General features: G+C 30.9%; 10 protein-coding genes and 1 pseudogene. 7 read left to right on the forward strand and 4 right to left on the reverse strand.

The features are described 5' to 3' along the window. Window positions 1-11: 11 nt before the first annotated feature. From EAG11_RS10405 to EAG11_RS10420, 4 genes are all read right to left on the reverse strand, one after another. On the reverse strand, window positions 12-863 hold the full coding sequence (locus EAG11_RS10405) for an N-acetylglucosamine kinase (RefSeq protein ID WP_129539117.1): 852 nt from the start codon (window positions 861-863) through the stop codon (window positions 12-14). A 136-nt stretch (window positions 864-999) separates the two neighbouring features. Next, on the reverse strand, window positions 1,000-2,004 hold the full coding sequence (gene gap, locus EAG11_RS10410) for a type I glyceraldehyde-3-phosphate dehydrogenase (RefSeq protein WP_129539118.1): 1,005 nt from the start codon (window positions 2,002-2,004) through the stop codon (window positions 1,000-1,002). 94 nt (window positions 2,005-2,098) lie between these two features. Continuing rightward, the gene (gene pfkA, locus EAG11_RS10415; protein ID WP_129539119.1) at window positions 2,099-3,085 is read right to left on the reverse strand and encodes a 6-phosphofructokinase; all 987 of its coding nucleotides are present in this window, start codon (window positions 3,083-3,085) and stop codon (window positions 2,099-2,101) included. A gap of 289 nt (window positions 3,086-3,374) precedes the next feature. Continuing rightward, window positions 3,375-7,835, reverse strand: coding sequence for a translocation/assembly module TamB domain-containing protein (locus EAG11_RS10420; protein ID WP_242499344.1), 4,461 nt, complete (start codon window positions 7,833-7,835; stop codon window positions 3,375-3,377). A gap of 208 nt (window positions 7,836-8,043) precedes the next feature. Between EAG11_RS10420 and tsaD the strand changes: the two are divergent. The 7 genes and pseudogenes from tsaD (at window position 8,044) to EAG11_RS10455 (ending at window position 13,776) form a co-directional block, all read left to right on the forward strand. Then, window positions 8,044-9,065, forward strand: a pseudogene (gene tsaD / locus EAG11_RS10425) (tRNA (adenosine(37)-N6)-threonylcarbamoyltransferase complex transferase subunit TsaD). A 3-nt stretch (window positions 9,066-9,068) separates the two neighbouring features. Further along, complete coding sequence (locus tag EAG11_RS10430; protein WP_129539120.1) at window positions 9,069-9,779, forward strand: 16S rRNA (uracil(1498)-N(3))-methyltransferase; 711 nt, start codon at window positions 9,069-9,071, stop codon at window positions 9,777-9,779. A gap of 33 nt (window positions 9,780-9,812) precedes the next feature. Beyond that, complete coding sequence (locus tag EAG11_RS10435; RefSeq protein WP_129539121.1) at window positions 9,813-10,451, forward strand: DUF4159 domain-containing protein; 639 nt, start codon at window positions 9,813-9,815, stop codon at window positions 10,449-10,451. A 69-nt stretch (window positions 10,452-10,520) separates the two neighbouring features. Further along, complete coding sequence (locus tag EAG11_RS10440; RefSeq protein ID WP_242499345.1) at window positions 10,521-10,958, forward strand: TrmH family RNA methyltransferase; 438 nt, start codon at window positions 10,521-10,523, stop codon at window positions 10,956-10,958. 71 nt (window positions 10,959-11,029) lie between these two features. Continuing rightward, a complete protein-coding gene (locus EAG11_RS10445; protein ID WP_242499346.1) occupies window positions 11,030-11,365 on the forward strand; it encodes a hypothetical protein in 336 nt (111 codons plus the stop codon). Between the two features lie 235 nt (window positions 11,366-11,600). Next, window positions 11,601-12,554, forward strand: a complete 954-nt coding sequence (locus tag EAG11_RS10450; protein ID WP_129539122.1) for a zinc metalloprotease — start codon at window positions 11,601-11,603, stop codon at window positions 12,552-12,554. A gap of 130 nt (window positions 12,555-12,684) precedes the next feature. After that, a complete protein-coding gene (locus tag EAG11_RS10455) occupies window positions 12,685-13,776 on the forward strand; it encodes an AI-2E family transporter (protein WP_129539123.1) in 1,092 nt (363 codons plus the stop codon).

Here is a 13,776-nt window from a genome sequence, read left to right on the forward strand (position 1 = left end):
TTCATTTACTTTTATTTATTAGAAATATGATATGCGATAAGTCCATCGATTGGACGTCTTAAAACATTACCTAATTGCAATTCGTATTTATCAAAAGTCTCTTGTAATTCATCTTTTAAATAGTAAGCAATTGAACCTACAAAATGAACTGGAACTTCTTTACAATTATCAAATTGTCTGATGTAATTCTTAACAAATGATTTCATCCCTTTAAAGATGATTTTTCTGCAAAACTCAGAATCTTTGTGCTTGATTAAAAACTTAGCAAAAGTAGCCAAATATGCATTTGGATTTGGTTCTTTATATAATTTGTTTTTAATAAAATCTGGATCCATGTTGTATTCTTTTGCAAATTCAACTGCTAAATCCTGAGGCATTTTATTAAAATAATATTTTCTGATTAATTCTTTTCCAAAAACATTACCACTACAATCATCCATTGCGATATAGCCTAATGATTGTACTTTTTGATATAATTGTTTACCATCAAAGTAACTACAATTTGACCCAGTTCCTAAGATACTAACAATAGCTTTCTCTCCTTTTGGAGTAGTTGCATATACTGCTGCATAAGTATCTTCATGAACATCAACAATTGCGTTAACGAAATATTCTTGAAAAATTTGTGATAGAGCAATTTTCATTCTATCTGTGCCACAACCTGCTCCGTAAAAGAATAAATGTGTAGCTGTATTTTTATTTTGTAATATATCAAAACGGTCATTTAATCGACTTACGATTTCATCCCCATTAAGAATTTCAGGATTTAATCCTAAGGTTTGTGTTGTGAATAATATCTTGCCATTATCATCAATTGCTATCCAATCTGCTTTAGTAGAGCCACTATCAACTATTAATTTCATTTTATTTTATTTAGTTTTCGGTTTAGTTTTTCATCTTACAATATTAAGTGTAATTATTCACATTATTGAGAGTCAAACAAAATAATAAAAAATCCCGCTATCTATTCAATAACGGGATTTTGAAATGTATATAAAATTATTTAAGACCTGCGATATGCACAGATAAATCAATTAATTTACTAGAGTATCCATACTCATTATCATACCAAGATACTAGTTTAAAGAAAGTAGAATTTAATCCAATTCCTGCATGAGCATCTACAATAGAAGTTCTAGGATCAGAAATAAAATCTTGAGAAACAACTAAATCTTCAGTATATCCTAAGATACCTTTCATTGTAGTTTCTGAAGCTTTTTTCAAAACTGCCATAATCTCTTCATAAGAAGTTTCTTTAGCAACTTTTACAGTTAAATCTACAACAGAAACGTCAGCAGTAGGAACACGCATTGACATACCTGTTAATTTTCCGTTCAATGATGGAATAACTTTTCCAACAGCTTTAGCTGCACCAGTTGATGAAGGAATAATATTTAAGTTTGCTGCACGACCACCTCTCCAGTCTTTTCTAGAAGGACCGTCAGTTGTCATTTGAGTTGAAGTTGTCGCGTGAACAGTTGTCATTAAAGCTTCTACGATTTCAAAGTTATCATGAATAACTTTAGCTAAAGGAGCTAAACAGTTTGTAGTACATGATGCATTAGAAACTACTGTATCTGTAGCTTTTGCAGTTTCATGGTTTACTCCCATTACAAACATTGGAGCATCTGCTGATGGAGCAGAAATGATTACTTTTTTAGCACCTCCTGTAATGTGAGCATTTGCAGTTTCGATAGTTGTGAAAAAACCAGTACATTCAGCAACAACATCTACATTTACTTCATTCCATTTAAGGTTAGCTGGTTCTCTTTCTGCAGTTACACGAATATGATTTCCGTTTACAAAAAGTTTTCCTTCTTTTACTTCTACAGTACCGTTAAAACGACCGTGAACTGAATCATATTTTAATAAATAGGCTAAATGATCTACATCAAGCAAATCATTGATTGCTACTACCTCTACATTATCTCTATTGAAAGACTCTCTGAAAACGATTCTTCCAATTCTTCCAAATCCGTTTATTCCTAATTTTACTTTTGACATTTTTCTAAATTTTTATTTATTTTTTGTTTATTCTACTTATTTTCAAAGTCTAATTTCCTCACAATAAACTTCAATTTTATTTTTATTCTAATTTTTATGTTGACATGATCTCAGAAACGCGTAGCAATTCTCTATCTATTTCTGATTTACCTTTAATAGCTTGCTCCAAAGGTGTTAATGATACTTTATCATTTTGCAATCCAACCATATAATTTGATTTTCCTTCAAGCAAAGATTCTACAGCTTTTACACCTAATCTACTTGCTAGAACACGGTCAAAACATGAAGGTGAGCCTCCTCTTTGCATATGTCCTAATACAGAAACCCTAACATCATATTCTGGTAAATTAGCTTCAACGTAATCTTTTAATTCAAATACGTTTTTACCAATTTTATCTCCCTCAGCAATTACAACAATACTTGATGATTTTCCTGAAGCCTTACTTTTTTGAAGTGATTCTAGTAATCTATCTAACCCTAAATCTTCTTCAGGAATAAGAATCTCTTCTGCTCCTGCTCCAATTCCAGCGTTAAGAGCTATATGTCCAGCATCTCTTCCCATAACCTCTACAAAAAACAGACGATTATGTGAACTTGCCGTATCACGTATTTTATCTATACAATCTACAACTGTATTTAAAGCCGTATCATACCCTAAAGTGTGACTCGTACCAAAAATATCATTATCTATAGTTCCTGGGATTCCCATTATTGGGAAATTATATTCTGAGTTGAATAGCAAACCTCCGGTAAAACTTCCGTCACCCCCTATTACAACAAAAGCATCGATTCCTGCTTTTACAAGATTCTCATGTGCTTTTTTTCTTCCTTCTGGAGTTTTAAATTCCAATGAGCGAGCCGATTTTAAAATCGTTCCTCCTTTATTTACAATATTATTTACACTTCGAGGTCCCATCTCTTTGAAGTCCCCTTCAATCATTCCTTGGTAGCCTCTATAAATTCCGATACATTCGATGTTATGATATGCACAAGTTCGAACTACTGATCGAATAGCTGCATTCATTCCTGGTGAATCTCCTCCTGATGTAAGAACACCAACTTTTTTTATTGTTTTTGGCATTATTTAAGTATTAAAGTGTAAAATTAACAAACATTCACCACTATTCGGGCTATATTTATAATAAGTTAATAGAATATGTTAAATTCAAACGTTTTCGTTAATAAGTTTTCGGATACTAAAAAAAATCAATAAAATAAAAAAAGTCATTTATTTTAATTAATAATTTAAAAATAACAATACTTGACTGAAGTGTTAAAAATTTGAATACAATCAAATTTAAAGATAAGAAAATTAAGAGGGGTAAAAAAAAGATTAACAAAACTAAAACACATTAACACATGTAAGTTTACTAATCTTCTTCAGGAATTAATCCTTGGGTATTTGGTTTTACCTTTTCTTTTTCTTTTTTATTAGTTTTCTTTGACTTTGAGAAATCAAGATAAGCTGGATCTATAGACGAATCCTGAAAATCATCATTTGAATTCGATCCTTTAATGGCACGTTCTAATTTATGATTCTTAAATATCTTGTTTACCAATTCTTTAAAAGTATCAAAATCGACTTCGTATGAGACTCCCATACCTTGGGTGTAACCAATTCCTTGTCCTATATAATTAATATCGTTTTCTCTATTAAACAAACGCAAATTCATGCTTCCGTCTTCATTAACTCTATACTGCACTTCAACATCACCTACAATCGCAGATTCATTAATTCCACCTACTGGTACTCCTACTTTTCCGTTTATGGTAATTCTTTCATTAATTTGTGACGAAATCGTCGCCGCAAATTGACCATCTGCTTCCTGACCAAGTCTTCTATCTGCAGAAGTATATGTAAAACCGATATCAATCTTATCGCTATCAGAATGGATTATTCCTCCTAATAAATTACTAGCAGTTTCAAACAAACTACTAGAAAAATCAGATTGACTCACTCCTTCAGGACTCAAGAATCCTCCAGAAGACAATAGATAAAGTGCTTGTGTTTGTCGAACGTCTTTATCTACTAACTTATATTGAATTTCCGATTTTAATACATTACTAACTGTTGGGAAATCGATATTAAAATCGGGCTCAGGACTTGTTAAATCCCCACGAATACCTATCACCACCTCTACGGGTACTTTTTTACTAAAAGAAGAATTCTCAAGTAATACCGCAGGGTTTGCAGATGTTTTATAAACTGCTTCAAGATTTAACTGTGCCTTCATCGGATTACCTTCCCACGAAATCGAGCCTCCTTTTTTTACAATAAACTTCTTATCGATTAATCCTCCGTATTTAAAATTATACGTCCCTTCATATGCCTGGAAATCCCCCCACATATTGAACTTACCTAACGTATTTATTTTAAATAATAACGACCCAAATCCCTTACCTTTCATTCCGTGTCCAGAATTTCTATCTAAGATTACTTCAACTTCAGCATCTGGTGTAATATCAAAATCAAACTCTAACTCAAGACCATTATAATTTCTTGTAGTTTCAACAATTCCATTTGCTAAATTGTATTTTTCTTTTGCAGTAACAAAATGGATGAAATTATTATCACTCATTGTTTGCGCATCATTGATTGGAATTTTTACTGATGTTCCTTTCTCTGATTTTGCATCAACTTTAATAAACAAAGACGAAGTTGGCCCTTTAATCGTAGCTTTACCATTAATGAATGCCGTACCAAAATAAGCAGCATCTTCACTATCTTTTGTATCTAATGCAAGTAATCTTTTCGAACTAATATCCAAATCGAGTTTCCAATCGGTAAAATTATCGTGTTCTACAACTCCATTTAAAATCCCTTTAGTGCCGTATTTAGTATCCGTAATTGTATTATTTCTTAACAAAAACTTTTCATCAGTTACATCAACAATAGTTTTATCATTTAATTGATAATCAATATTCAAATAAGGAATTGTCATTCCTGCTTTATCCAAATACAAACGTCCGTTTACATCTGGCCTTTTTAAATTACCAATTATCGCAGCGTTTCCAGAAACATAACCTCTAATATTAGACAGCACATCGCCTCCCAAAGTATTAATTGCAGCTAAATTGAATGAATCAAATTTTAATTGTAAATCAAGTATTGTTTCTTTATTAATAATCTCGAAGGTTCCAAATAACTTGAATAACTCCGATTTATCATTTTCTACCGATGAATTTATTGTAAACTTCCTTAGGTTTTCATCTCCGGCAATATTAAAATTCAAAGCACCTAAATCAGTCTTATTCACATTCAATTTATTTATTTGAATTGAAGCAGTTGGTTGATAAGCATTCTTTTTTTGCTTAAAATTAATCTCTCCATTAATATCACCATTCAAAACAAATTTTTCATTAGTTGGCGTGATTTTATTAAGATCAACATCTTTAAAACTTAATTTCAAGTCTTTATAATCTCCATCTTTTATTTGTCCAACCAGCTCTATTTGCTGATTTTGGTGAGATAAAATAATATTATCGATATCAAAGTTTTTAAATTTCTTATCGAAAATTATTTGATTGTCTGGTTCGTCTTTTTCATTCAAATACCACATAGAGTTCTTGAATCTCAACTCAGATTTATTTATTCCGACAATGTTATTTTTGTTCTTATCAATAGTATGATATAAATTAAAGTTGAAAAAATCTTCTCCTTTTGAACCTCCTTTAAACTCTGATCTTACAAACAAAGTATCGTTCATAGTGACATTAATCAAACTAAAATCACGCACTTTATAGTACTTAGTTTTAATACTATCAAGTTCTACATAGGCATTATATAAAGGATTTTTATTATCAACTGAAACTCTTATGTTATCAAAAGTATTCTGTTTCGCTTTTATCTGAGGTGAATTAAACTTAAGCTTAAACTCTTGCTTATCGGCATCAATTTTACCTCTAACAATCGTATTAGTAGCAAGTTCTATATTTGGATAGAATATTTCGATTATTTTATTATAAACAATAAAATCAAAGCGTAAAAACTGCCCTTTACTCACCTTCAATGGTTTATAATTAGCATATAAACTACCCACAGAGTTTGTTACTAAACTTTCTAATTGATTAAATTTAAATTTACCTACAATTTGGCCATTAACAACATCAGTCGAATTTATAGTAATCGTGCGTATTTTATCGGCATCAAAATTTGAACTAATATTGACTTGATCAAAAATATAAGTCGATTTTGGATTTTGATAAACCGCATCGTTAATACTAATGTTTCCTTGAAGATTTTCGATTGTATTTCCAGCAACCTGAACCACAACATCTCCTTTAAAAACGGATACAGAATCTTTGACAAATTTCAGCTTATGTAAATCAGCATTTTCAACATTAATATGAAAATCATATTTACTATCTCTTCTGCTTAAATCAACCAAACCATCAAAAGTCATATTCAAGTTTGGATCATTTACAGAAAGTTTCCCTTTATAATGTGGTAATTTAAAATTACCATTTAATACAATATTACTATATGTATAATTATTATAATTAAACTTCTGAACATCTCCTTTAATTACAGTATTTAAGTGCTTATCGGTAAATCCTTTTCCATCAACATCAATATTAAGTGTTGTTTTTCCTATATCTTTTCTACCAAGTAAAGCGCCTACATTAAAATTTTCTAAAACAATATTTCCTGCATATGACGCTTTATCAATAAAGTTGATTTCATTCATATTTAGATCAACAAGACCGTTTCCTAAATCGGTTGTCATATAAAAATCAACATCTAATGCTGTTTTAGATACTTTTGCTTTACCATCAATTGTAAATTTACCAATTCGTTGCAACTCTTTAGGTAATTTTTTCCCTAATACATTTGGTAATAAAACAACCAGATTATCATAACTAGAAGAGAGTCTGTCGAATTTTCCGTTCATTAGAAACTCTTGGTCATTTTTTCCAAAAAGGTTTTTAAAATTAATGTTTCCAACAATATTAGATTTATGCAGATCCGATAATGTAAGTCGTTTCAGATTCAAATCATTTAAAGTTCCATCTATTTTTGATTTGACACGGAAATACTGATCTTTACCTAACTCTTTATAAAAATAACGAATGTCATTTGAACCTATATTAGCTGAATCTAAGGCAACATCAAATTGAACTTTATCAGTAAATTTAGCAAAATCCTCTATGCGATAGTTTAGTGTAGCTGCACCATATATTTTAGAATATTTAGTTAAAATAGAAAGCTTTTCAAGCTTCATTTGTTTCTTAGTATAACTAAATCGTGATGTTAAATTAGCAACATACAAGCCTCTATGATCTAAAAATGATAGTTTATGAATCCTTGTACTCACATCAGGTCCATGAAGTTTAAAATCACTTATATGTGCATTTAACTTTGTAAAATCGACATCTTTTGGAACTAGACGATTTTCATCTGTTAAAATAAAATGCCCATTAGTAATGTAGGCATCTTTTGCGGTAAGCAAGAATTTTTTTGCGTTAGGAGGTGTTGGTTTTCCCGTTTCAAACGAATGAATGAAGACATCAAGGTTGGTTTTCTTTTCGTTTTTATAGGTTTTCAAATTAAATAGCAAACCGGTCAAACGAATTTCGCCGAAAATTAAATCGCCATCAAGAACTCTTTTAACTCCTAAAATATTTGTTTTAATTAAATCAGAATAGATTAAAGTATCTTTATGGTGATCCATTATTAAAACTTTCCTGAGTTTTACTCCACCAAAAACACTTACAGAAACTTTATCAACAGATATATGTGTACCAAAATCTGAGTTTAATGTGTCTGTAATATAATTTGCAATTTTGGTCTGAACCACAGGCAAAGACAATGCGATACCCAATACTAACAAAAGTAGAATTAGTCCGATTAGGGAACGAGATACTATTTTTTTAATTTTTCTGATACCGATTGTATTTTTTAGTTTTTCTTTAAATTTAATTTAGAGCAAACAAAGGAAGGTTCCTTTGATAAAAATTCTTTAATTTTGGCTTCTACATTTAAATAAAAAAAAATCAAAATTTGATTCGTCAAATATAATTCAAAATTCGTGCCTTTACATGCAAAATCCTGAGGTTTTTATTCTTGCTATCGAAAGTTCTTGCGATGATACAGCAGCAGCTGTCTTACTTAACGACAAAGTACTATCAAATGTTGTTGCCAACCAGCTGATTCATACACAATATGGAGGTGTAGTTCCTGAACTTGCGTCCAGAGCACACCAACAAAACATTGTACCTGTTATTGATGCTGCACTTCGTAAAGCAAATATAAAAAAAGATCAATTATCTGCCATAGCATTTACACAGGGTCCTGGACTCATGGGTTCACTCCTAGTTGGAAGTTCATTTAGTAAATCATTAGCACTCGCTTTAAACATTCCCTTAGTGGCTGTTAACCATATGCATGCCCATATTTTGGCTCATTTTATTGATGAAGAAGGTTACGACAAACCAACTTTTCCTTTCTTAGCATTGACAATAAGTGGTGGCCATACTCAGGTTATTAAAGTAGATGGCTTTTTGACATGCAAATTATCGGGGAAACAACTGATGATGCCGTTGGTGAAGCATTTGATAAAAGTGCTAAAATATTAGGTCTTCCCTATCCTGGAGGACCACTTATTGATAAATACGCTCAATTAGGCAATCCAAAAGCATTTCCGTTTACTAAACCAAAAGTCCCTGGACTTGACTTTAGCTTCTCTGGTTTAAAAACAGCTATTTTATATTTTATCCAAAAGAAAAAATTAGAAAACCCAAATTTCATAGAGGAAAACCTAAACGATATTTGCGCTTCTATTCAATATACGATTATCGAAATTTTAATGGACAAATTAAAATTGGCTGTTAAAGAAACTGGGATTACTCAAATAGCAATTGGTGGTGGTGTCTCGGCTAATTCTGGCATAAGAAACAGACTGAAAGAAAGCGAAAAAAAATACGGTTGGAAAACTTACATCCCTAAATTTGAATACACTACCGATAATGCTGCAATGATTGGAATTGTAGGTTATCAAAAATATTTATCAAAACAATTTGAAACAGCCGCTGTTGTTTCTAAAGCACGAATACAATTTTAAACTATGCAATTATTCTACAATCCAAATATTAACGAAACAACTCAAGAATTTTCTTTTGACAAAGAAGAAAGTAAACACATTATAAAAGTATTACGAAAAAAAGATTCTGATATATTACATGTAACAAATGGATTGGGCTATTTATTTGAAACCGAAATTACTTTGGCTTCTGATAATAAATGTACTGTAAAAATAATTTCGTTTGAAAAAGCTTCTGAACCTAAATATCGTCTGCATCTTGCGGTTGCTCCAACCAAAATGAATGATCGATACGAATGGTTTCTGGAAAAAGCTACTGAAATAGGAATTCATGAAATCACTCCAATAATTTGCGATAGATCTGAGCGTAAAGTAATTAATATCGACCGTTTTGAAAAAATTATTTTATCTGCAATGAAACAATCCAATGAATTGTATCTTCCTAAACTTAATGAAGCTATTTCGTTTAAAGAATTTATAAAACGTAAAAATGAAGGACTGCAGTTAATTGCACATTGTGAAGAAACCGATAAAAAATCACTAAAATCAATTTTAAAACCAAATGAGAATATCACATTACTTATTGGTCCTGAAGGAGATTTTTCAGAAAAAGAAATCGCTTTAGCACTCGAAAACAACTTTCAGCCTGTTTCATTAGGTAATACAAGATTACGCACTGAAACTGCAGCACTAGTTGCTTGCCATAGTGTTGCTTTTTTTAATGAAACCATTTAAATATAAAAAATACTAATTTTTGACTTTGTCATTATGAAGAAACTTTTTTTGCTTTTTTTATTTATCTCCATCTCTTCTTTTTCACAAGAAATTGCATTACTAAAATATAGTGGTGGTGGTGATTGGTATGCAAATCCTACTTCATTACCTAATTTGATAAAGTTTTGTAATGCAAATATTAATACCCGAATTAAAGCAAAACCAGGAACTGTAGAGCCGAGTAATCCAGATTTACTATCCTACCCTTTTGTTCATATGACTGGTCACGGAAATGTTGTTTTTAGCGATGCCGATGTCACAAATCTTCGCAATTATTTATATGGCGGAGGATTTCTTCATATTGATGACAACTATGGAATGGATCAGTACATTCGAAAAGAAATTAAAAAAATATTTCCAAATAATGATTTGATTGAACTTCCAGCCAATCATGCTATGTTTCAGAAGCCATTTCTTTTCCCTGCGGGCTTACCAAAAATTCATGAGCACGACGGAAAAAGACCTCAGGCATTTGGTGTTTTCATCGAAAACAAACTTGTATTGCTTTATACCTTCCAATGTGATCTTGGTGATGGCTGGGAAGATGCAGAAGTACATAACGACCCACTCGAAGTACGCCAAAAAGCATTAAAAATGGGTGCAAACATTATCAATTATATCTTTACCAATTAAAATAAATCAAGTGCAATTAACACACGAAGAAATACAATTCGAAAGAAAAAATTTTCCAATAACTTTAGTTTGCGATCATATTTATTTTCAGCAAAACATTGGCTCTCTTTTAGAATAAGTGAAGCTTTTGGAGTTGAAAACATTATTTTTTTAGGAAAAGATATTCCTCTAAATCCAAGAAAAATCAATAAAACTTCAAGAAGCACTCATCTTCATGTTCCTCACATTGTAATTGAAGATACTAATGAGCTTATCGATCATTTACTTCAAAATAATTTTGAAATTATTGCTTTAGAAATTGCAAGCAATAGCAAACCCTTAAACGAAGTAAAAATACCTCAAAATCAAAAAATAGCTCTTTTAATTGGAAGTGAAATTGATGGAATTTCGACTGATCTTTTAAAAATTTCAAACCAAATTGTTCATATTAATATGTTTGGAAAAAACAGTAGCATGAATGTTGTTCAAGCTGCCAGTATAGCTTTATATGAATTAACTTCTTTGTAAAGTTAAACTTCTTAAGAGCAATGGCATTTTCGATAAAAAAAGAAGACGTAATTAAATATTAACCTGATGAATTGAGATCTTTCAATTTATATACTCATGAATGGATTGATAATTTAAACTTCACATTCAAACCTCAAGACTTTTTGCCAGATTCAGGTTCATACATACAAGTAGCAAAAAAATTATTCAAAAATGCTGGTTGGAATGGAGATGGTGAAATACAACTCATTTGGGTACCTCCTTTTATGCTTTCGTCTGGATTTACTCTAAATGAAGAAGCATTAGGGATGATAATATGGCATGTTAAACAGGAAGGAGATGGAATTTCATGGTTGTTTTCACCTAAAAAAAATTTCCTCCAATTAGACATTAAAATGCTTTATAAATTCTCTAAACTGATTTTCTAAAAAAAACTTCACAAATAACACAAAAATTAACATTATAACTCTCACTAAAGACAACAAAGCAAGAATTTTCCTTATAATTTACAATGTTATTTTTTTGTAAGAACTACGCCATACAAGGGATTGCAAAATTCTGACAAACAAAATAATAATAAAATTTTGCCTGTTAAAATATTTGTTATAAAATTGTGTTAATTATTAACTAAGCTAAAATTTTATAACAAAACCCCAAACTATTATGAAAAAAATTGCTTTATCCACATTTGCAGTACTACTGCTATTCTCGTGTCAAAACAACGACCAAGCTGAATCTACAACTCCAGAAGCTTCAGCAGTTACTTTACGTACTTGTGCAACTCAAAATGTACTAGAAGCTCAATTAAAAGCCGACCCTACTTTGGCTATTCGAATGAATGAAATTGAAGCATTTACGCAAAGTAAAATGCTAAGTGGTAAATTGGTAAATGGAAAAATTCAAATTCCTGTTGTAGTAAATGTGCTATACAGAACTGCTGCAGAAAATATTTCTGATGCACAAATCCAAACACAAATTGATGTCTTAAATAATGATTTCAATGCCGCTAACTCTGATTATGGGAGCGTTCCTGCATTATTTGCTAATGTAAAAGCTAATGTTGGTATTAGTTTTGTTTTAGATCAAATCATCAGAAAATCAACAACAAAAACTTCATGGGGAACTAATGATGCCATGAAAAAATCTGCTTCCGGCGGTCTTAACCCAACATCTCCAACTACAAAGCTTAACTTATGGGCTTGTAAAATTGGTGGTGGAATATTAGGTTATGCTCAATTTCCTGGCGGATCTACTGCTACAGATGGAGTTGTAATCGATTCTAAATATTTCGGATTATCAGGATCTGCTGCCGCTCCTTATAATTTAGGAAGAACTGGAACTCACGAAGTGGGTCACTGGATGAGCTTACGTCACATTTGGGGAGATGCTAATTGTGGAACTGATGGAGTAATGGATACACCAGTGCATAACGCAGCTAATTATGGAGTACCTGCATATCCTCACTATAGCACATGTACAGGAACTCCTGTAGAAATGACTATGAACTACATGGATTATACTGACGATGCTGGAATGTATATGTTTACTGTAGATCAAAAAACTAAAATGGCTACCATATTCTTAACTGGTGGACCTAGAGCTTCTTTCGGCATCTAAAAATAAAACCCTATAACTTAACATGTTAATAATTATTAAAAGCGAGATTTAATTATCTCGCTTTTTTTAGTTTATAAATGTAATCTTTCCCTCATTTTTTCTATATTTATGCTCTAAAGAAAGATAAACTATGATTACATCTAAAGTAATTTCAAACGGGATTTTAAGAGCTATTGCAACTATTTTGGGAGTATCGCTTATTTTGTATTTTTTATATCAAATACAAACTGTCATTGTGTACTTATGTGTTTCATTAATATTGTGTTTAATTGCAAACCCGTTTGTAAAATTCTTAAAAGAGAAATTAAAATTCAGTAGTTCATTTGCTGCTATAACAACTGTTGTTTTCTTTATCTTATTAATGATTGGATTCATACTATTGTTTGTTCCCTTAATTATATCACAGGCTAATAATTTATCTCTTCTTGACACTAAAAGCCTACAAGAACAACTTATATTAATTGAACGTGATTTTGAAAATTATTTCAACTTACAACATCTTGATTTTCAATCTCTATTAAAAAACCCAGAACTAACTTCTAAACTAGACTTTAGTTATTTTACGTCCTTCATAAATTCTATCCTAAATATGCTTGCTGGTTTTGGTATGGGATTAGTATCTGTATTCTTTATTACATTCTTCTTTATTAAAGACCAAAACATTTTTAAAGAAAACGCAAAAAGAATACTTCCTGATAATAATGAAGATAAAATCATTAATTCAATTACCAAGATAAACCATTTACTAACACGTTATTTCATAGGCTTGTTACTACAATTAACAGTCGTATTTATTCTATATTTTATTGTACTTGTAATTTTTGGAAGTGAAAATGCATTTGTAATTGCTTTTTTATGTGCAGTGCTAAATATCATTCCTTATGTGGGCCCGATAATAGGAACTATTTTAGCAGCAATATTAACTATGTTGAGTTTAATTGGTGGAGATTTTCAAACAGAGATTTTACCAAAAACAATATATATTGTAATTGGGTTCTTATTGGTTCAAGCAATAGACAATAACATTAGTCAACCAATTATTTCATCAAAAAGCGTAAATTCGCACCCGCTGGAAATATTTTTGATCACCTTAATTAGCGGAATAACTTTTGGAATCGTAGGAATGATTATTGCGATCCCTTTTTATACTTGTCTTAAAGTGATAGCCAAAGAATTTTTTCCTAACAATAAAATTGTTATTGTACTAACTGAAAAAATATAA

The organism is Flavobacterium sp. 140616W15 (assembly GCF_003668995.1).
Classification (GTDB): Bacteria; Bacteroidota; Bacteroidia; order Flavobacteriales; family Flavobacteriaceae; genus Flavobacterium.